Raw genomic sequence first — 18,305 nt, 5'->3', positions numbered from 1 at the left:
TCAGTCACCAGCCAGACGGACGCGTGAGTCCAGGAAGCCGTACAGGAGGTCGACGAGCAGATTGATCAGCACGAAGATCGTTGCCACCAGCAAGATCGACGCCTGGACGACGCCGTAGTCGCGGCGCCCGATCGAGTCGATCAGCAACCGTCCAACCCCCGGCCAGGCGAACACCGTCTCGACGATCACCGTGCCGCCGAGCAACGCACCGAACTGCAGACCGACGACGGTCACGATCGGGATCAGCGCGTTCCGCATCGCGTGAACGAGGACGACGATCCCCTCACCGAGACCTTTCGCCCGGGCGGTCTGCACGTACCCCTCGTGCACGACCTCGAGCAGTCCGCTGCGCGTCAGCCGCACGAGGATCGCCAGGAACGGCAGTGCCAGCGTGATCGTCGGCAGCACCAGATGCGCCCACGATCCCGAGCCCGCACTCGGCAGTACCTTCAGCCCGCGGGCGAACACCAGGATGAGCACGATGCCCAGCCAGAACGACGGTGTCGACTGGCCCATCAGCGAGAACACCGAGATCGCGCGGTCCACCCAGCTGTGCGCCCGCAACGCGGCGATCACACCGAGCGGCAGACCGATCAGCAACGACAGCAGCAACGCGGTCGTCGCGAGCTGGATCGTGGCCGGAACCCGTTGCAGGACAAGGCTCATCGAGTCCGCGTTCAGCCGGAAAGACTCGCCGAAGTCCAGGTGCACGACGTTCGCCAGGTACGTCGCGTACTGCTGGATCAGGGACTGGTCGAGGCCGAGTTGCGCCCGCAGCGCGGCCACCTGCGCCTGGTCCGCGTCGGGACCGAGCATGATGTACGCCGGGTCGCCGGGGACCAGCCGGAGGACGACGAAGATGATCGTGACGGCGCCCCACAGTACGAAGAGCGAGAAGAACAACCGCCGGACGACGTACGCCCCCATCAGACCCCGCTCCGCAGTACGGAGACCACGCGCCGGACCTCGTCGACCGAACCCGGCTGGATCAGCTCGGCGCCCAGCGCGCCGGCGCACGAGCCGTCCGGCGCCCGTACCGGCACCGCGACCATCCGCGGCAGCGAAGCCACCGGGCGGGCGTTGTGCGCGAACCCGGACGCCCGAATCCGCTGCAACGCGTCGAGCAGATCAGCGCTCCCCGTCACCTGCTCGACCGGAAGCGCGGAAAGGTAAGCCCGCCCAAGCGCACTCCACCGCAACGAAACCGCATGCCCCGGCCGAACCGCCCCCACCCTGGCACCACTGCCCGCCTCCGCCGCCACGTCCGTGACCTGGAGGACCAGGCCGGTGGTTTTGGGGAGCGGTTTCGCCATTACCACGAGGCGGCCGAGGCGGGTGCCGAGTTCGGTCAGCGAGTGTTCCGGGGCGGGCCGGCGGTCGGGCGTACGACGTAAGGCGGCGAGACCGTCCTGGGCCGTGTAGCGGTGGTCGTCGACCTGGGCGGCGAGGCCGTGGGTGCAGAACGTGGCGAGGATGCGGTGCACGGTGCTCTTGTGCAGGCCGACCGTGACGGCCAGCTCGGTCACGCCGTACGCGCGGTCCTCACGGTTGAGCTCGGCCAGGACGGTGAGCGCACGGCTCAGCGACTGCATGGCGCCTCCCGGCGGAAGAAGGGGAACGCCACCATGAACGTTAACGGTAGCGTTAATGCACCGTAGAAGCGTGTGATTTACGTGTCAATAGACCACCGTTGCTGAGGATGAAACAGCCCGTTGACGGCCAATTCCCGTGAACGTTAACTTCACCTCACATCCACCGAACCCGCCCTGGGAGGCACTGCGTGACGACATCCGACGTACGCGCCGCGCTACTGTCCGCCGATCCCCGGCTGTCCAAGTTCTCGCCGTTGCCGCGCATCCTCGCGTTCGACGAGTTCGACAGCGGGACGCACGGCTGGACCGAACTGCTCGGCAACTACAACGGCCGCGGCGACCTCAGCACGGTCGACGACCACATGCGCGACTTCCGGCCGCCGCAGCTGTCGGCCTGCAACTTCTTCGACATCGGTACGCACGGAGCGCTCAGCGGCACGTACGCGCTCAAGCTCGCGACCCGCCCGCACAAGGGCCACACCGCGGTCGCGATCCGCCGGCTCACGATGAGCGGCCGCGGCCTCGTGCAACTCGAGACGTACTTCGCCTTCAAGTCGGAAGCGACCCTCGGTGGCGGCGCCGAACTCGACAACTTCGGCGACGTGCAGTGGGACGGCAACACGCACCCGTCCGAGGCGCAGTTCGGCGCGTTCACGGTCGCGACCGACCTGTGCGGTGACGGAGGTCTGCGCTACCACACGGTCGCGCGCTACCAGAACACCGATCTGGACAACCACTTCACCCGGCGGTGGATGGCGCCGACCGTCCCCGAGCCGACGCCGCGCGAGCACTTCGAGGGCAAGGTGAAACTGGAGTACGCCGCCGACTTCACCGCGCCGAACCCTGAGGACTGGCAGGCGTTCGGCGAGCCGCAGGAGCTCTGCTACAACGAGGTCCCGACCAAGGTGAACTGGCATTACCTGCGCTGGCTGATCGACACCGACAAGCGGCGCAACGTGGAGCTGCAGGTCAACGACCGGGTGATGGACATGCGCGACGTCCCGGTTCCGCCGTACGAGGAGCGCTACGAGACGCTCGAGAACCTGCTGAACTTCTACTTCTCGGTCCGCACGCACAGCTCGGTGCGCAACTTCCTCTTCCTCGACTCCGTCCTCATCTCGGTTGATTGGTAGGCCCATGCGACAGTCCATGACGGCGGTGCTGGAACGCGACACGACGTTCGACACCCGCTTCGCGACCGAGCCCTACGAGGTCGCCTGGGCCGGCGAGGCGCGCTGGTTCGTGCAGCACATCGGCGGCGACGGTACGGCGACGTACGTCACGCAGGTGTCCCCCGACGGGATCACCTGGTGCGACCTCGACGCCTTGGAGCATGTGGTCGAGCCGGGCAAGCTGGTGAGCTGGCCGGTCACCGGGTTCGGCCACTGGCTGCGGTTGCGCGCTAAGGTCGAGGGCTCGGTCCAGGTGCGGATCCACCTGGCTGTGAAGGCGTAAGGCTGAAGGCGTAAGAGGGGGACGGATGACGGAGGGCCCACGGCCGCGGCCGACGTTGCGGGACATCGCGACCGCGCTCGGCCTGTCGGTGAACACCGTGTCGCGCGCGCTCGGCGACAAGGACAGCGTGAGCGCGGCGACGCGGGCGGCTGTCCAGGCCGAGGCGGCGCGGATCGGGTACGTCCCGAACACGCTGGCGCGGTCGCTGGTGCTCGGCTCCGCGATGACCCTGGGCCTCGTCATCACCAACCCCTCGAACCCGTTCTATGCGCAGCTGATCAGCAGTATCGAGCTCCGGGTCCGCGCCCAGGGGTACTCGTTGCTGCTGCTCGTCACCGACGAGAGCGTGGAGAACGAGCAGCGCGCCACCGAGGCGTTGCTGCGCTCCGCGGTCGACGGCGCCGTGGTCGTACCGGTGCAAGCCGAGTGGGACCACTGGCGCCGGGTCCGGGACAGCGGCATCCCGCTGGTGTTCGTCAACCGTGACGTGCCCGAGCTCGGCTGCGACATGGTCGGCGTCGACTACGAACGCGGGTCGTACGAGGCGACCAGCCACCTGATCGCGGGCGGTGCGCGCCGCCTGCTCCTGCTGGAAGAAGACCTGCCGATCACCACCACGGCGGACCGGATCACAGGCTTCCGCCGGGCGATGGCCGATGCCGGGCTGAAGGTGTCGGACGACCAGGTCCAGGCGGTGCCGACGAAGCGGTACGACTCGCTCGCGCTCCCGTGGCAGCCCGAGGAGGCGTACCGCTTCGCCCAGACCCTGCTGACCGACGCGCACCCCGACGGCCATCCCGACGGCTTTGTCACGGGGAACGACTACTTCGCGCTCGGTCTGCTCCGGGCCCTCGCCGAGCGCGACCTCGCCGTCCCGGGCGACGTCGCGATCACGGGCTACGGCGACCACCCGTACGCGGCGTACCTGCAGACACCGCTGACCACGGTCCGCCTGCCGGCTGCGGAGGTCGGCACCACCGCGGTCGACCTGCTCCTCCAGCGGCTCCGCGCCGGCACCGAACGCCCGCGCAAGACGCTGATCCGCCCCGAGCTAGTGATCCGGGCCTCGACGGGCGGACCTCCAGCACTCACCAACAGGCAGGAACAGCCGAGCTCGACGCCCGGCTGAGCGCGGGCGCGCCCAGCGCCACGTGGTTGGTGAGTGGTGCAGGTCCGGCTACTCGGCCAACCAGCGGCGAACGGACTCGTCGTGCTCGCCGAGCCGCGGCGGCGGGAGGTTGGTCTCGCGTGCGCCGGCGTACTGGTTGTCGTCGAAACGCAACGGCGGGCCGGGGAGCTGGATGGTGCCGAGCGTCGGGTGCTCGACATCGATCAGCAGGCCCTGCGAGCGGGTCTGCTCCCAGTCGTACACCTGCTGGAAGTCGCGGACCTTACCGGCCGGAATCCCCTTCTCCGCAAGGCGTTCCAGCCAGACATCGGCCGATTCGGTGGCGAACGCGGACTCGATCGCCGCGGTCAGCTCGTCCCGATGCGCCACCCTGGCCGAGTTGGTCGCGAACCGTTCCTCCGAAGGATCCAGACCGACGATCGGGGCGAACAACCGCCACAGCCCTTCGCTGCCGATCGCGACCTGCACGATGTCGTCCCGGGTGCGATAGAGCCCGTACGGCGCGATCTGCGCGTGATGGTTGCCGACGCGTCCGGGGAGTTCGTGCGCCACCGTCCACTTCGTGCCGTGGAACGCGTGCACGCCGACGACCGATGCGAGCAGGCTGGTCCGGACGACCCGCCCCTTGCCGGTGATCGATCGCTCGTGGAGCGCGGCGAGAGCGCCGTACGCGCCGTACATCCCGGCCAGCAGGTCCGCGATCGGGGCGCCGACCTTCGTCGGTTCGGTCTCGCCGGTGATGCTCATCAGCCCGCCCTCCCCCTGGGCGATCTGGTCGTACCCGGCGCGGCCGCCTTCGGGTCCGTCGTGCCCGAACCCGGTGATCGACAGGATCACCAGGCCCGGGTTGAGCTCGTGCAGGCGTTCGGTGGAGAAGCCGAGCCGGTCGAGGACGCCGGGCCGGAAGTTCTCCATCAGTACGTCGGCCTTGCGGACCAGCTTGGTCAGGAACTCCTTGCCCTCGTCCGACTTCAGGTCGGCGGTCACCGATTCCTTGTTCCGGTTCGCCGACAGGTAGTACGTCGACTCGCCGTCCACGAACGGCGGGCCCCAACCGCGGCTGTCGTCGCCGCCGTTCGGGGTCTCGACCTTGATCACCCGCGCCCCGAGATCGCCCAGCATCATCGCGGCATGCGGCCCGGCCAGCGCCCGGGTCAGATCCACGACCACAACATCGGAGAGAAGGTTCTGCACGAGCTCGAGCGTAGGCGAGGTCCCCGGCCCCGGCCGTGACGCGGTTCTCATCCGGCTGAACCGATCGCGATTCCCATCCGTGTCGAGGAGGGGAACTCCGTCCCCACGACCTGCAGGAGGGCAACATGTCCGCACGAACCATCGTCGCCGCAGCCGGCATCGTGGCGCTCAGCGCCCTTGGGCTACCGGCCGCGAACGCAGCACCCGCCATCCCGTTGAACGGCGAGCAGGAGGCCGCCACTGCCGACGCGGACGGCCACGGGTTCTTCAGCTACACGATCGACGGCACCACGTTCTGCTGGACGCTGAGCTGGCAGGACATCGAGACCCCGACGGCGGCGCACGTCCACCTCGCGCCGCGCCATGTCGCCGGACCGGTCGTCATCCCGCTGTCCGTGGCCGCGAACCCCGGATCGGGTTGTACCACGATCAGCGCCGACCTCGCCGCCGGGATCACCGCCGATCCGAAGGCGTACTACGTGAACGTCCACAACGCGACGTTCCCGGCAGGTGCCGTCCGCGGCCAGCTGAAGTAGCTCAGCTCACCTTGCGGGCCAGGGACGCCAGTCGGTGGGTGACGTCCCTGGGCCGCTCCTGCATGAGCATGTGACCGGCGCCGGGGTAGATCCACAAGCGGGCGGTCGGGAGCTGGGCGGCGATGCGGTTCGCGTGGCGCGGTGGGAGCAGGCGGTCGCGGGTGCCGTGCATGATCTCCACCGGCAGTTCGTCGAGCACCTTCAGCGCGTGTCCTCGGTCGTGCTCCAGCATCGTCTCGAAGAACCCGCCGTACGACGCTCCCGGCACCACCGCGAGATCCGCCATGAACAGGTCGACCTCCGCCGGATCAGGCTTCTTCCCGAACACCACCCTCCGCAAAGCCGGCCGCTGCAACCGAGCAGCAAGAACCGCCGCCTGGCGCGCACTGGATCGCGCACTGGCAGTCGCGCGGCGGTCGACCCTTCGACCGACCGCGTTCAGGACGCGTGGTGTGATCCGGACGGCTGCGGGGTCGAGTCTTGTGGGGAGGCCGAGGGCGCCTTCGGTCAGGTGGCCTGAGGTGGTGCTGACGAGGGCTGCCGCGCGGATGCGGGAGCCGAAGAGTTCCGGGTACCGGTCCGCGGCCGCCATCAGGGTCATGCCGCCCATCGAGTGGCCGGCGTACACGACCGGGCCGTCGCCGACGACCTCGTCGAGAACCGTCACCAGGTCGTCCGCCAGCTGATCGAGCCGCGTCGTACCGGCAGGCGCGGCCTCCGACCGGCCATGCCCGCGATGGTCATACGTGACAACCCGCACCGCGTCCGGCCCGAGGATCTGCGGCAGTCCCTCCACCTGGTTGTGCCAGGAGCGCGTCGAGCACGTCCACCCGTGCACGAGCAGCACCGTCACCGGCGCGTCGGCCGGACCGGTCACCTCGACGTTCAGCCGTACTCCGTCCGCGGCCATAAGGGAGTGTCTCAGTACCCCGGACCGCTCCAACTGGATCGTCACGCAGTCTCCCGTTCCCGTTCGCCGGCAGCCAGGTGGGCCGCCCGCATCCGCCCGCCGCGGGCGCCGCGCCCGACCAGCCAGGCGATCCCGATCACCTCGAGCAGCCCGACCACCGCGAGCAGCGCGTACCCGGCGTTCCACATCCATCGTGGCACGTCGGTCCGTTCTTCGCGCCGCAACGTCTGCTGCTCGTTCACGAACTCGACCGTCTGCCCGTTCGACACCTGGATCGCGGGTTTCGCGATCGCCGCGTCCTCCGGGGCGTACACCCAGCTCGCCACCAGGTCCCGCGGCCCCTGGTGCAGCCGGATCATCGACTTCCACTTCCCGTACATCGGCAGCGGGTCCGCCGACCGGTACGTGCCGTCGGCAACCTTCTCCATCGGGTGGAACACCAGCCCGCCGCCCTGCCAGGCCAGCGCCTCGAACCAGCGCGCGCCATCGGCCGCGTCAGCGGGCGTGAGAGTGATCGTGACGTACGCCGTCGGCTCGGCCCCCGTGGCCACCCGCTCCAACGACACGACCCCTGACACCCCCGCTCCCGCTGTCCGCGGCACGCAGAAGAACACCGTCGCCACGACCGCGACGAGGCCTGCCGCGCCCAGTTGATGGGTACGCCGGACCGCGATCGGCCGGACGTACTTGATCCCGATCGCACGCTCCTCGCCGGCCACCTCGGCGTACCGGGTCGCGAGCCACGCCCCGACCAGGCCGGCGCCGGCCCCGACGATCACGCCGTACCCGATCGCGGACGGCAGCATCGACGACGGCCACGCGATCGGCATCCAGACCTGGCTCCAGGCGTACTCCGCGACCACGCCGACGGTGCCGATCAGCAGACCGGACACGAGGCCCAGCCGGAAGCGGTTCTTGTTGCCGAGGGCAAGCGCCACGCCCTCGACCAGCAGCGCCTCGACGACCAGCAACGGGAAGTGCCCGACGATCTCACCGAGCGGCTCGGCCACCGCCCACGCGATCCCGCCGCGGATCACCAGGTACACGGCAAGCGCCGCGAACGTCGTCCCCGGTCCGCGGCGCGCCCGCAGGATCGTGAACGCCATCGCCGCACCGAACACGATCAGCAACGGCTGCAGGATCAACGGGAACTGCGGTACGCCGTAGTTGAACTCGGTGCTGAACAGGTCCCACGCGATCAGCAGCGCACCGACCGACACGATCTCCTGGAGCAACCGGCGCTTGTTGACGCCCATCAGCTGCTCGACCTCGGCGATCGCCAGCAGCCGCGCGAAGATCGAGAAGACCACGCCGCCGATCATCAACAGGTGGGTCGGTCCCCACAGCGTGACGTCCTCGCCGAACAGCCGGTGCCAGACGTCGTCGAGCGGGAACCCGACCAGCGCGAACATCCCGCAGACCGTGATCAGCGCGGCGCTGCACGGGATCCGCCAGCTCCTGGGCGTGTCTCTCGACTCGCGCCTCGTCAGCTTGATCGTCCGGGCCGGCAGCGGTTTGCCCGCGAGGGCGATCGGCAGGACGCCGGACACGATCACGCCGAGGATGCCGAAGAAGATCGGGTAGTGCGCCGGCGTCCCGAACGGGCCGGTGTCGCGGCCCTTGTCGATGTGCACCGCGATGTCCCACCAGACCCCGAACGCGCAGGCGAGCAGCGAGACGGCGTGCAGGTACGGCGTGAGCGCGGCCCATCGGGGGACTCCGTCCAGTCTCCCGATGGTGTCCGCGAACCTACCTACCAGCGTGACGCGGCCGGTGCGTTCGCGCCACAGCAGTACGGCGAGTGCGACGTACAGCAGTCCGACCACGCCGGTGACGATCGCGATCTGGTCGAACGTCGCCGTACCGGTGGTCGCCAGCGGAATCGCCATCCAGCGTCTCCTTCAGACATAAGACCAGACATAAAGTATGCGCCATGGCGCATGTTACATCTACTATGTAACGTGGAGTCTGGAAGACTGTCAAGGGTGGATGAGGAGCTCACTGTCGACCAGCTCGCCGCCAAGGTGGGGATGACGGTCCGGAACGTGCGTGCGTACGCCGGGCGCGGGCTGATCCCGCCGCCGCGGCTGGTCGGCCGGACCGGGTACTACGGCCAGGATCACGTGGCCCGGCTGACGCTGGTCCGCGAGCTGCTCGCCAAGGGGTACACGCTGGCCGCGGTCGAGCGGATGATGGGCGAACTGCCCGACGGCGCGATGGCGCTCGGTGTCTTCGAGACCCTGGTGAACCCGTGGACCCCGGCCGAGCCCGAGGTCCTCGACGAGTTCCAGCTGGCCGAGCGGGCCGGCGTACCGCACGATCCCGCGGTCATCGAGCGGCTGGTCGAGCTCGGGATCGCCGAACGGCTGGACGACGGCCGGCTCCGGATCGCGAACTCGGACCTGCTGCGCACCGGCCTCGAGGTGATCAAGCTCGGCGTCCCGATGCAGGCGATCTTCGAGATGCTGCCGAAGCTGTTCGCGCAGGCGGACGCGGTCGCGAAGACGTACGTCGAGCTGTTCCGCAGCACGGTGTGGCGCGACTTCACCAACGCCGGCATGCCCGCGGAGGGCTGGCCCGAGATCCAGCGGACGCTGGAGGGCATCATCCCGCTCGCGGGTCAGGCGCTGGTCGCGGCGTTCCGGGAGGCAATGGCCCGCGAGATCGAGATCGTCGCCTACGAAGAACTCGGCCTGGACCCGAAGGCCCTGCCGTCAACCGGCTGAGCCAGAGAGAACTGACGCCAGGTCGGTGTGAATGAAGCCCTTGCCCTTGAACAACAGGGGTTCCCCGGTGTCCTTCGCCAGTGCATAGGCGAAGCAGTCGCCGAAGTTGAGACCGGCAGGATGACCGCTGCCCTTGCCGAAGTCGCGGTACGCCTCGCGGGCGGTCCGCGCCTGCCTCTCGGTCACGGGCTCGATCTGAAGATCGGCAGCCGCACACAACTCGTCGAAACGCCGGCTGACGACCGGATCCCGCGCGCTGTCCATCACGACGGCAGCCTCAAGGAAGTTCGCGGCGGATATCCGGCGTACCGTGGCACCCTCGATCGCCTCCGCGAAGTCGGCCGCGTCTGGTTCGGCTCGCAGGATCGCGACCAGGGCCGAGGTGTCGATGATCACCGGGGCAGTCCGTTCTCGTCGTACAAAAGGTCGCCGTGGTCAGCGGTTCGCAAGTCTTCCGGCAGACGACGCGCGGCATCAGCGCCGATTGCCAGGAGTCGATGCGCAAGTCCCGCGCCACGAAGGCGGCGCACTCGAGCCAGCCGCTCCCGCACTGCGGCGTCCACCGCAGCCGTCTGCGACTCTCCCGTGAGCCGCGCCAACTCCCGCACCAACCCGTGAGTCTCCTCGTTCTTGATGTTCAGGCTCATATCTCCACCCTTCTACCATATCCCTGGTCCCAGTCTACCCGAACCGCGCCGCCGTTTAGACGCGGTCGGTGAGCCAGGTGAATGTGCGGCGGGAGTAGTCGAGTCGGTGTGACGGACGGCCTGACGACAGGAACAGGTGGCCGGCGCCGGGGTACAGCACGAGCTCGGTCTCGACCTGCTGGGTGTGCAGGGCCGCGAACCACTGCTCGGCCTGCCCCACCGGACTGCGGTCGTCGTCGGCGCCGTGCAGGATGAGCGTCGGCGTACGCACGTCCCGGACGCTCTCGTACGGCGATTGCGGGCGGAGGACCGCGGGATCGGTGCCGCCGTAGATCAGGTCCATCATGCCGACGCCGACGTCCGCCGTACCCCCGAGGCTGACCAGGTCGCACATGCCGCCGCCGGACACCGCGGCCCGGAAGCGGGTGGTGTGTGCGGTGAGCCAGTTGGTCATGTAGCCGCCGTAGCTGTAGCCCGCGACGGCCAGCCGGTCCGAATCGGCGATGCCCTCGGCAACCAGTTGGTCGATGGGCTCGAGCAGGTCCGGGGCGTCGCCGAAGCCTTGTTCGGCGTAGACGGCGGCGTGGAAGTCGTCGCCGAATCCGTCGCTGCCGCGAGGGTTCAGGAGCAGCACGGACCAGCCGGCCGCGGCGAGGGCGAGTTGGTACGGATAGCCGAGCTGCATCAACGGCGCCCACCAGCCGTGCGGACCGCCGTGGATGTCGAGCAGCAGCGGGCCGGGACGTTCGGCCTGGAACAACCACCCGGAGACCGTCGTACTGTCCGAGATCTGGAAGGTGCGCGGCTCAGGACGAGCCCAGTCGAGGTCGTGCAAAGCATCGGCGGTGTACGACGTGAGCACCTTGCGGACCCCGGTCGCGAGGTCGAGGGTGGCGACCTCGCCGTACGTGTCCAGCGAGGCGTAGGTGATCGCGGCGCGGGTGGCCGCGGCGGAGAGTGCCGTGATCCAGAGCTGTTCTTCGTCGGTGATCGGGCGTAGCGGGTCTAGCTCGTAGACGCGGGTTGTGGCGTGCTCGTTGACGGTGGTGAGGACGCGGCCGTCCTGGGTGGTTGTCGGCGTGGCGAGCGTGCTGCCGTAGTCGATCTCGGCGAGCAGGTCGGTGGGTGCGGAGCCGTCCAGCGGCACGCGGAGCAGGCGGGGCTGCGTTTCCGAACGTGGCGCCAGGCGCGCCATGATCAGCGCCTCGCCGTCAGGTGCCCACATCAGCGCACGAAGCATGTCCTCGGTGCCGACGCGTTGCGGCTCTTCGCCTGGTGTCAGCACGAAAGGTGCCGTGGACAACGAGTTGTCGGTGCGGGCGTCCCGCAACCCGGCGAACGCCAACCGGGTTCCGTCCGGCGACCAAACCGGCGAATGCGCGGACCAGTCGCCGTCGGTGAGCTGCGTCGTCACACCGGTCGCGAGCTCGATCACGAACAGATGCGGCCGGCGATAACCACGCAGCCCGCCGTCGCGGTACCCCAACCGTCGCGTCACCACGGGATCGCCGGCCGCGTACGGCGTACCGTCGTCTCTCGTCAGGTCCACCGCAGCCGAGAACGCGATGCGCGTACCGTCCGGACTCCAGGCCGCCGCACCCGCACCCAGCTCACGATCCGTGAGTTGGCGTCCGTCGCCGGTGTCCGGGTCGATCAGCCAGAGCTGGTCCTCCCTGAGTACGGCGAGTTGGCGGCCGTCCGGGGACCAGGCGGGCGACGACCCGTCGGTGCAGAACCGAGGCGCTCCCCCATCGGCGTCGACCATCCAGACCGCCCGGTGGTACGCGTCGGCGTCCTCGTCCACGGTCGTCAGCACGTAGGCGATCCGGCGACCGTCCGCCGACATCGCCGCCCCGGAGGGCACCGGGACCCGGCACAACGTCGACAGCATCTCAGCGCTCACGGGCCCAGTCTTCCACCCGCCGCAGGCGCTTCACCCGGTCGGCGATGTCCTCGGCAGTCCACTCAACCACTACGCCGGTGACGAGTTCGTACTGCAGCGGCTCAGCAGATTGTCCACCCCTGCATCCTCCCTGAGGGGAGGCCGGTATTTCTGAGGGAAGCGCAGGGGTCAGATAGGTAATCCTCCGCATGTGTGAACCGGTCCTCATGCGCGAGCGTATAGCTACCAGAACACGTCAGGCAGGAGGAAGAGGATGCGCCAGATCCAGATCCGTCGGCGGCCCCGCACCACCACGACCCGTCGGCAGACCCAGACCCTCGACCTCCGGACCCCGTCCGGCCGTCCGCTGCCGTTCTGAAAGCTGACTCCGATGAGACTCCGCCTGCATGTCCACCATGTCCGCTCCGGCGGCTGGTGCGCCGACATCGACGACGACAACGACCGGCAGCCCGACGACCCGTACTGGTGCGAAGATGCCTGGCCGACCCTCGAGTCCGCCCTGGCCGCCGGCTGTGCCCGCCTCGCGGAACTGGCCCGCACCACCGCCCCATCCCGCGTCAGCGGCTACTACGAACCGGCCCTGGCCGCCTAAGACCAACGGGGAACGGGGAGGCCCGGCGAACCGCAGGGGGTTTGCCGGGCCTCACTATGTCTCCTACTTCTTGCTGAGGTCGCGCCGGTCGGGAAGATCACCTAGATCGGCGTCCCAGTCGTCCTCGTCGTCCGGGAGGTTGGCTTCGTGGCGGCGGGCGATGCGGAGGAAGGCGAGGATCAGCAGGATCGGCCCGAGGACCATCGCGGTCTCGGGGATTCCGCCCATGTGCAGGGTGATCATGAGGCCGTCACCAGTGCGATGCCGCCGGCTGTGAACGCGACCATCGCGGCCAGCATCGGGTACTGCGCCCTGCGCAACTGCCGGCGGCGGAACAGGTCGGCAGCGCGATCGTGCGCGGACACGACCCCAAGTACGTGTCCGAGCACGATCGCACCGATCTGGACCCCCGCGATCAAGCCGGTCCCGAGGAACGCGTAGTCGATTCGCGTCCCGCTCGTACCGAGCAGGTCCCAGCCGCGCCCGAACGGGTCGGTCGCGAGCAACCAGCCCTCCTGGCCCTGGAACATCGCGAACGAGAAGTAGTGCGCGACGGCGTACCCGATCGCGATCGGCACCAGCGAATGCACGAAGGTGCCCGGCAGCCCGGCGGCCCCGACCGCTCCCGGCCGGATCTGCGCCGCGCCCGTCGTCCGCGCGGCGAGCAGGAACAGAGCCGTGACGATCGCGACCGCGGCGATCAACCCCACGGTGTACGCCGGGATGTGGTCGAGCCCACCCGTCCGCCGGGTCCACACCGACCACCGGGAGAGTCCGTCGAAGGCCGTCGACCCGAGCAGCAGACACAGCAGGCCGACGAGGCCCGGTTGTTGCGGTGTCGTCGCCAGTCCCGCGAGCGGGTTCCGCAGTTCGAGCCGGCCGCCGGCACCGCGTCCGAGCGGGCTCAGTCGGGCGAGCGTCTCGGCGTACACCTCGAAGCTGTCCCCGCTCGCGAACCAGGACGGGCCGTAAACGATGCCTGCGGCAACATTCAGGACGGCGTACGTCGTGGCGAACATCGCGACCACGCGTGGATCGGAGCCGTCCGGGTACACCAGTTCGAGCCAGAGGAACCCGGCCAGGCCGGCCACCGCGGGCCAGTACGCGATGCCGTCGGGGAGTCGCCGGTACGACGTACGCCGGACCAGGCCCGCGATCGTCCGCAACGGGTTCGCGAGCCGCCAGATCGGTCCGCAGAGCAGCGAGAGCGGGATGATGCCGACCCAGATCCACACGTACAGCCAGGTCGGCGCCGGGTTGCGGGACGGCTCGGGGTTACCGAACCACGCGGCCCCGAGCAGCAGTGCTAGCGCTGCTAGCCCGGCCAGTTTCAGTACGACGCGCGCTGCCGGGTGGTCGACGATCCGGGTCAGGACCTCGAGCGGGCGGCCCGCGATGCTTTCGAACCGCGGGCGCGACCAGAACGCGGCGAGCGCGAAGAACGAGACCGCGACCGCGGCGCCGGCGGAGTAGATCGCGAGCCACAACGGCACAGGCAGGTCACCGCGACCACCGATCCCATGCAGTGGCAGCACCGCACGCTCCCATCCACCCCAAGATCTCACCAGCACAGTATTCGACCGATCGAATGTAACACGATCGATGTCACATAGCGAGGGTCTGATATTCGGAAGGATCGAACCGCCGGGTGAGCTGCCGGAACCGGAACGTGAACGACGGCCAGAGGGTCGTGTTGCGCCCCTCCGAGTCCAGGTACCAGCTGGTGCAGCCGCCGCGGGTCCAGATCGTGTTCCGCATCGACGAGCGGACCCCGTCGACGAACGCCCGCTGCACGTCCCGCCGTACCTCGACCTCGCGCAGCCCCTGGGCGTCCATGGTCTTCAGCGCGTCGAGGATGTACGCGATCTGGGACTCGATCATGAACACCATCGAGCTGTGCCCGAGGCCGGTGTTCGGGCCGATCAGCATGAAGAAGTTCGGGAAGCCGGCGATCGCCGTCCCGAGATGGGCCTCCATCCCGTCGGCCCAGGCCTCGCGCAGCGAGACACCGTCGCGGCCGTGCACCATGTCCATCACCGGCAGGTCGGTGACCTTGAAGCCGGTGCCGTAGACGATCGTGTCGACCTCGTGCTTCACGCCCTCGGTGGTGACGATCCCGGTCGGCGTCACCTCGGCGATGCCGTCGGTGACGACCTCGACATTCGGCCGCGCGAGCGCCGGGTAGTAGTCGTCGGAGATCAGCACACGCTTGCAGCCGAGGGTGAAGTCCGGCGTCAGCTTGGCGCGCAGCAGCGGGTCGCGAACCTGGTGCCGCAGATGCTTCTCGGCGACCTTCTGCGCCTGCTTCATGATCGCGGGCAGCTTGGCGAACCCGAGCACCATCGACTCGCGGCCCCAGTAGATCCCGGCCCGAACCGCCTTCTGCACCAGCGGGAAGCGCCGGTAGATCGCCTGCTCCGCCGCGGTGATCTTGCGGTCGGGCCGCGGCATCACCCACGGCGGCGTCCGCTGGAACAGGTGCAGTTCCTCGACCTCGGGCTGGATCGCCGGCACGAACTGGATCGCCGACGCGCCGGTCCCGATCACGGCGACCTTGCGACCGCTGAGGTTCAGGTCGTGGTTCCAGCGCGCGGAGTGGAAGACCTCTCCCTCGAAGTCCTCGATCCCCGGAAGCTTCGGGTACGACGGTTCCGCCAGCGGACCCATCCCGGACAGCACGATGTCGGCCGTGAACGTCTGCTGGTTCGTGGTGATCAGCCAGGCGCCGTCCTCCCAGCGCGCCGACTCCACCGCGTGACCGAAGCGGATGTGCGGGCGGACGCCGTACGAATCGGTGACCTTGCGCAGGTAGTCCTCGATCTCGGGCTGCGGCGAGAACGTCGACGACCAGTCGGGGTTCGGGGCGAACGAGAACGAGTACAGGTGCGACGGCACGTCGCATCGGCAGCCCGGGTACGTGTTGTCGCGCCAGGTGCCGCCGACATCCTCGGCGCGCTCCAGGACGACGAAATCGTCGTACCCGGCCTGCTTCAGCCGGACCGCCATCCCGATCCCCGCGAACCCGGTGCCGATCACCACGATCCGATGCCGCTCAGTCAGCTGCTCAGTCATCCTCGGCCTCCGGTCGGCTGGAACTTACTCGTAGTAAGTTACTCGGAGTCAGTTAGACTGCGCAAGTGACGTCGACCACTGAACAGCCCCCGAAGCGTCGCCGCGATCGCGCGGCCCGGGAGCGGGAGATCCTGGAGGCGGCCGAGCGGATCTTCGGCGAGCGCGGCTACCAGGGCACGTCCATGGACGACGTCGCCGCCCAGGTCGGGGTGTCGAAACCGCTGATCTACCAGTACTACGGCTCCAAGGACGGGCTGTTCCTCGCCTGCCTGGCCCGCCTCCGCGGCCAACTGCTGGACACCGTCGCCGACGCAGTGATGGCCGCGCCGAACGCCGAGGACGCCCTGTACGCCGGATTCCTGGCCTGGTTCCGTTTCCTCGACGAACACCCGCAGGCCTGGTCCGTCCTGGTCGACGAGGGCATGCTGAGCGCCGGACCGGCCGCGGAGGCCACCGACGAGGTTCGCGCGGCCTTCATCGAACTGATCGCCACGATGGTCCGGATGAACCTCCCCGCCGGCCGCCCGGTCGACGACGACGAGGTCCAGATCGTTGCCCAAAGCATCTCCGGCGCCACCGAACGCCTGGCCATCTGGCGCACCCGCGCTGCCGCGCCGCCCAGTCCCGAGAAGGTGGCGCGCACCCTCCAGGACCTCCTCTGGCAGGGCCTCCACACCCTCAAGACCACCTGACGCACCCCGGCCACATCGACAAGCTCTGGTCACCGTGTCGAGGATCGCCCCGCGACTCCGACGTACCCGGCAACTCGACGAAAGGATGCCCAGATGTCCAAGGTGTACGCGCAGGCGTCGGTCTCGCTGGACGGCTTCATCGCCGGCCCCAACGGAACCGGCTTCGACCGCCTGTTCGCCTGGTGTACCGCGGGAACGGTAGAGACTCCGACCAGCCAGCCCGACCGACTGACCTACCGCACGAACGCAGCCACCGCCGCCTACCTCCGCGACCTGCTCGAAGGCACCGGCGCACTCGTCATCGGCCGCCGCCTCTTCGATGCCACCAACGGCTGGAACGGCTCACACCCACTGGGCAAACCCGTCTTCGTCGTCACCCACGAACCGCCCACCGACTGGGTCGACACCGACACGCCCTACACCTTCGTCACCGACGGCATCGCCTCAGCCATCGCCCAGGCACAGTCCGCGGCCGGCCCCCTCGACGTCGGTGTCGGCCCCGGCACGACGGTCGTCCAGGCCCTGGACGCCGGCCTCCTCACCGAGCTCCGCCTCGACCTGGTCCCCGTTACCCTCGGCTCCGGCACCCCCATGCTCGAAGGCCTCACCACCCAACCCACCTTCACCGACCCCCAAACGATCACCGGCATCGGCGTAACCCACCTCATCTACACAGTCGCCTGACACCAGCGGGCGCCAAGCTGACGTCAGCTGATTCGGGAAGGGTGTCGGATCGGCCCCGACGTGGTCGTAGTAGTGGTGAGGGCGCCACCGAAGGCGCCGAACCACGGGAGAACCAGAATGACCGCCCGCTTCACCTTCGACATCTTCTCGAGCCTCGACGGCTACTCGAACAGCACGTCGTTCGGTGGCTACTTCGGGAGCAAGGTTCGGAGTTTCTCGGAGCGCCCCGGGCCCCGCGCCGCGCGGATCGCCTAACAGCGAGCCGCTACCAGAAGCCCGCGATCCAGCGCTCCTGTCAGTCCAGCGCACCCGTTCCTTCAACGCACCTGATCCTTCAATGCACCTGTTCCTTCAACGGCTCTGCTGGTTCAGCGATCTTGATTGTTCAGTCCTTCGCGGCGTTGGTGATTGTCTGTAGGAACGTTCTTGGCGGCGACTGTCACGGCGAGTCGGAGGCGTGACGCGGCCGGCTTCAGCGGTCTTGGCCTCTGGGTGGAGCGGTGCACTGCCCGAGGCTCGACGCGCTCGGTCTGCCCGAGCATCGTGGAGACCCAGCGGGGTCAGATTGTGGCGAAGGACGGCGGGCCGGCGCCGGAGTCGTGCGGGGTCCGTACGCCCCAGACCGCGAATCGAGCTGCTTCCGCACGTGTCACCTCGCCGGCGTGCCAGCGGCTCGGTCCGACACCGGGGACGGTAGCTGCGGGCAGGGCGGTCTCACCCCACGGATCGTCCGCTGGGGTTGAGGTTTCAGGCCTCGGACTGCCGGTGGGCGTGAGTTGGCCGTCCGCTGGATCAGGGCGCGTGGGGCGATCACCCGGGGGCTTATGCCCTTGGGATGCGTCGTCCGTTGGGTCCAGGGGTCTGGGGCGTCCCTCTGGCTCGCGTGCCTGGGATACCTCGTCCGCTGGTCTGTGTGGACGGGGTGGTGGGTCGGCCCACTGGGGGCGGGTGACGTGGACTTGGCCGTTGGTGATGGTGATGGTCCAGTGGCCGTGGTGCAGGTCGGTGTGGTCGCGGCGACAGACCAGGGCGAGGTTCTCGATCTTGGTTTCACCGCCGTCGATCCAGGAGATCAGGTGATGTGCGTCGCACATGACCGGTGGCGCGTTGCAGATCACGCAGCCGCGGTCGCGGGTGTTCAGGGCGCGGCGGATGGCCTTGGTGACGAGGCGT

22 protein-coding genes are annotated in these 18,305 nt (G+C 68.8%); 10 read left to right on the top strand and 12 right to left on the bottom strand.

The genetic code is table 11. From position 1 onward, the window contains the following. Positions 1 to 927 (bottom strand): nickel ABC transporter permease, encoded by a 927-nt coding sequence (gene nikB, locus E0H50_RS27680; protein ID WP_131293462.1) that lies wholly within the window; start codon positions 925 to 927, stop codon positions 1 to 3. Further along, positions 927 to 1,592: a helix-turn-helix domain-containing protein gene (locus tag E0H50_RS27675; RefSeq protein WP_131293461.1), complete on the bottom strand. Its 666-nt coding sequence runs from the start codon at positions 1,590 to 1,592 to the stop codon at positions 927 to 929. The genes nikB and E0H50_RS27675 overlap by 1 nt, the downstream gene beginning before the upstream one ends. Before the next feature lie 188 nt (positions 1,593 to 1,780). Here E0H50_RS27675 and E0H50_RS27670 point away from each other — a divergent pair, with 188 nt between their 5' ends. From E0H50_RS27670 to E0H50_RS27660, 3 genes are read left to right on the top strand one after another with little or no spacing between them, the layout of a single operon-like run. Further along, positions 1,781 to 2,725, top strand: coding sequence for a DUF6772 family protein (locus E0H50_RS27670; RefSeq protein ID WP_131293460.1), 945 nt, complete (start codon positions 1,781 to 1,783; stop codon positions 2,723 to 2,725). Positions 2,726 to 2,729: 4 nt separating this feature from the next. Then, complete coding sequence (locus E0H50_RS27665) at positions 2,730 to 3,047, top strand: hypothetical protein (RefSeq protein ID WP_131293459.1); 318 nt, start codon at positions 2,730 to 2,732, stop codon at positions 3,045 to 3,047. Between the two features lie 25 nt (positions 3,048 to 3,072). After that, on the top strand, positions 3,073 to 4,176 hold the full coding sequence (locus tag E0H50_RS27660) for a LacI family DNA-binding transcriptional regulator (RefSeq protein WP_131293458.1): 1,104 nt from the start codon (positions 3,073 to 3,075) through the stop codon (positions 4,174 to 4,176). Positions 4,177 to 4,224: 48 nt separating this feature from the next. On the opposite strand, the gene E0H50_RS27655 is transcribed toward E0H50_RS27660, so the two are convergent. Next, positions 4,225 to 5,370 carry a CaiB/BaiF CoA transferase family protein gene (locus E0H50_RS27655; protein WP_238151270.1) on the bottom strand — a complete coding sequence of 382 codons (1,146 nt, stop codon included), beginning with the start codon at positions 5,368 to 5,370 and terminating at the stop codon, positions 4,225 to 4,227. Between the two features lie 125 nt (positions 5,371 to 5,495). Between E0H50_RS27655 and E0H50_RS27650 the strand changes: the two genes are divergently transcribed. Then, positions 5,496 to 5,906 (top strand): CHRD domain-containing protein, encoded by a 411-nt coding sequence (locus E0H50_RS27650; RefSeq protein WP_131293456.1) that lies wholly within the window; start codon positions 5,496 to 5,498, stop codon positions 5,904 to 5,906. 1 nt (position 5,907) lies between these two features. Here E0H50_RS27650 and E0H50_RS27645 read toward each other — a convergent pair whose 3' ends face one another. Together E0H50_RS27645 and E0H50_RS27640 are read right to left on the bottom strand one after the other, a co-directional pair. Further along, positions 5,908 to 6,861 carry an alpha/beta fold hydrolase gene (locus tag E0H50_RS27645; protein WP_238151269.1) on the bottom strand — a complete coding sequence of 318 codons (954 nt, stop codon included), beginning with the start codon at positions 6,859 to 6,861 and terminating at the stop codon, positions 5,908 to 5,910. Continuing rightward, positions 6,858 to 8,705: a hypothetical protein gene (locus E0H50_RS27640; protein ID WP_131293455.1), complete on the bottom strand. Its 1,848-nt coding sequence runs from the start codon at positions 8,703 to 8,705 to the stop codon at positions 6,858 to 6,860. Before E0H50_RS27640 ends, E0H50_RS27645 begins: the two co-directional genes overlap by 4 nt. A 96-nt stretch (positions 8,706 to 8,801) precedes the next feature. On the opposite strand from E0H50_RS27640, the gene E0H50_RS27635 reads away from it, so the two are divergent. After that, the gene (locus E0H50_RS27635) at positions 8,802 to 9,542 is read left to right on the top strand and encodes a MerR family transcriptional regulator (protein ID WP_238151268.1); all 741 of its coding nucleotides are present in this window, start codon (positions 8,802 to 8,804) and stop codon (positions 9,540 to 9,542) included. On the opposite strand, the gene E0H50_RS27630 is transcribed toward E0H50_RS27635, so the two are convergent. Genes E0H50_RS27630 through E0H50_RS27620 form a run of 3 tightly spaced genes read right to left on the bottom strand, consistent with a single transcriptional unit; the run spans position 9,531 to position 12,092 of the window. Further along, positions 9,531 to 9,938, bottom strand: a complete 408-nt coding sequence (locus E0H50_RS27630; protein ID WP_131293453.1) for a type II toxin-antitoxin system VapC family toxin — start codon at positions 9,936 to 9,938, stop codon at positions 9,531 to 9,533. The two genes, E0H50_RS27635 and E0H50_RS27630, sit on opposite strands and share 12 nt — an antisense overlap. Next, on the bottom strand, positions 9,935 to 10,189 hold the full coding sequence (locus E0H50_RS27625) for a type II toxin-antitoxin system VapB family antitoxin (protein ID WP_131293452.1): 255 nt from the start codon (positions 10,187 to 10,189) through the stop codon (positions 9,935 to 9,937). Before E0H50_RS27625 ends, E0H50_RS27630 begins: the two co-directional genes overlap by 4 nt. A 55-nt stretch (positions 10,190 to 10,244) precedes the next feature. Further along, positions 10,245 to 12,092, bottom strand: a complete 1,848-nt coding sequence (locus E0H50_RS27620) for a S9 family peptidase (protein ID WP_131293451.1) — start codon at positions 12,090 to 12,092, stop codon at positions 10,245 to 10,247. Positions 12,093 to 12,462: 370 nt separating this feature from the next. Here E0H50_RS27620 and E0H50_RS27615 point away from each other — a divergent pair, with 370 nt between their 5' ends. Then, positions 12,463 to 12,684, top strand: coding sequence for a hypothetical protein (locus E0H50_RS27615; protein ID WP_131293450.1), 222 nt, complete (start codon positions 12,463 to 12,465; stop codon positions 12,682 to 12,684). A gap of 63 nt (positions 12,685 to 12,747) precedes the next feature. Here E0H50_RS27615 and E0H50_RS27610 read toward each other — a convergent pair whose 3' ends face one another. From E0H50_RS27610 to E0H50_RS27600, 3 genes are all read right to left on the bottom strand, one after another. After that, on the bottom strand, positions 12,748 to 12,927 hold the full coding sequence (locus tag E0H50_RS27610) for a hypothetical protein (RefSeq protein ID WP_131293449.1): 180 nt from the start codon (positions 12,925 to 12,927) through the stop codon (positions 12,748 to 12,750). Continuing rightward, entirely contained in the window at positions 12,924 to 14,219 is a 1,296-nt protein-coding gene (locus tag E0H50_RS27605; protein ID WP_131293448.1) for a hypothetical protein, read from the bottom strand. Before E0H50_RS27605 ends, E0H50_RS27610 begins: the two co-directional genes overlap by 4 nt. Before the next feature lie 70 nt (positions 14,220 to 14,289). Next, the gene (locus tag E0H50_RS27600; RefSeq protein WP_131293447.1) at positions 14,290 to 15,756 is read right to left on the bottom strand and encodes a flavin-containing monooxygenase; all 1,467 of its coding nucleotides are present in this window, start codon (positions 15,754 to 15,756) and stop codon (positions 14,290 to 14,292) included. A 65-nt stretch (positions 15,757 to 15,821) separates the two neighbouring features. Here E0H50_RS27600 and E0H50_RS27595 point away from each other — a divergent pair, with 65 nt between their 5' ends. The 3 genes from E0H50_RS27595 to E0H50_RS43150 all read left to right on the top strand — a co-directional run bounded on the left by E0H50_RS27595 (position 15,822) and on the right by E0H50_RS43150 (position 17,387). After that, a complete protein-coding gene (locus E0H50_RS27595; RefSeq protein WP_131293446.1) occupies positions 15,822 to 16,448 on the top strand; it encodes a TetR/AcrR family transcriptional regulator in 627 nt (208 codons plus the stop codon). Positions 16,449 to 16,541: 93 nt separating this feature from the next. Beyond that, the gene (locus E0H50_RS27590) at positions 16,542 to 17,132 is read left to right on the top strand and encodes a dihydrofolate reductase family protein (protein ID WP_131293445.1); all 591 of its coding nucleotides are present in this window, start codon (positions 16,542 to 16,544) and stop codon (positions 17,130 to 17,132) included. Positions 17,133 to 17,249: 117 nt separating this feature from the next. Continuing rightward, positions 17,250 to 17,387 carry a hypothetical protein gene (locus E0H50_RS43150; protein ID WP_165547319.1) on the top strand — a complete coding sequence of 46 codons (138 nt, stop codon included), beginning with the start codon at positions 17,250 to 17,252 and terminating at the stop codon, positions 17,385 to 17,387. Positions 17,388 to 17,692: 305 nt separating this feature from the next. Here E0H50_RS43150 and E0H50_RS27585 read toward each other — a convergent pair whose 3' ends face one another. Then, positions 17,693 to 18,196, bottom strand: coding sequence for an HNH endonuclease family protein (locus tag E0H50_RS27585; protein ID WP_238151321.1), 504 nt, complete (start codon positions 18,194 to 18,196; stop codon positions 17,693 to 17,695). Here E0H50_RS27585 and E0H50_RS43945 point away from each other — a divergent pair. Further along, positions 18,119 to 18,305: hypothetical protein (locus E0H50_RS43945; protein WP_238151330.1), on the top strand; the 187-nt coding region annotated here is incomplete at its 3' end. The genes E0H50_RS27585 and E0H50_RS43945 overlap by 78 nt on opposite strands.

Origin of the sequence: Kribbella sindirgiensis (assembly GCF_004331435.1) — a bacterium.
GTDB classification, from domain to species: Bacteria; Actinomycetota; Actinomycetes; order Propionibacteriales; family Kribbellaceae; genus Kribbella; species Kribbella sindirgiensis.
The sequence above is the reverse complement of the archived record's forward strand: the minus strand, read 5'-3'. Positions and strand labels throughout refer to the sequence as shown.

Bases quoted from the DNA above. Each gene is read 5' to 3' on its own strand.
- E0H50_RS27615 (WP_131293450.1), top strand. From the start codon at position 12,463: ATGAGACTCCGCCTGCATGTCCACCATGTCCGCTCCGGCGGCTGGTGC.
- E0H50_RS27610 (WP_131293449.1), bottom strand. From the start codon at position 12,927: ATGATCACCCTGCACATGGGCGGAATCCCCGAGACCGCGATGGTCCTC.
- E0H50_RS27675 (WP_131293461.1), bottom strand. From the start codon at position 1,592: ATGCAGTCGCTGAGCCGTGCGCTCACCGTCCTGGCCGAGCTCAACCGT.
- E0H50_RS27590 (WP_131293445.1), top strand. From the start codon at position 16,542: ATGTCCAAGGTGTACGCGCAGGCGTCGGTCTCGCTGGACGGCTTCATC.
- E0H50_RS27650 (WP_131293456.1), top strand. From the start codon at position 5,496: ATGTCCGCACGAACCATCGTCGCCGCAGCCGGCATCGTGGCGCTCAGC.
- E0H50_RS43150 (WP_165547319.1), top strand. From the start codon at position 17,250: ATGACCGCCCGCTTCACCTTCGACATCTTCTCGAGCCTCGACGGCTAC.
- E0H50_RS27665 (WP_131293459.1), top strand. From the start codon at position 2,730: ATGCGACAGTCCATGACGGCGGTGCTGGAACGCGACACGACGTTCGAC.
- nikB (WP_131293462.1), bottom strand. From the start codon at position 927: ATGGGGGCGTACGTCGTCCGGCGGTTGTTCTTCTCGCTCTTCGTACTG.
- E0H50_RS27640 (WP_131293455.1), bottom strand. From the start codon at position 8,705: ATGGCGATTCCGCTGGCGACCACCGGTACGGCGACGTTCGACCAGATC.
- E0H50_RS27660 (WP_131293458.1), top strand. From the start codon at position 3,073: ATGACGGAGGGCCCACGGCCGCGGCCGACGTTGCGGGACATCGCGACC.
- E0H50_RS27600 (WP_131293447.1), bottom strand. From the start codon at position 15,756: ATGACTGAGCAGCTGACTGAGCGGCATCGGATCGTGGTGATCGGCACC.
- E0H50_RS27625 (WP_131293452.1), bottom strand. From the start codon at position 10,189: ATGAGCCTGAACATCAAGAACGAGGAGACTCACGGGTTGGTGCGGGAG.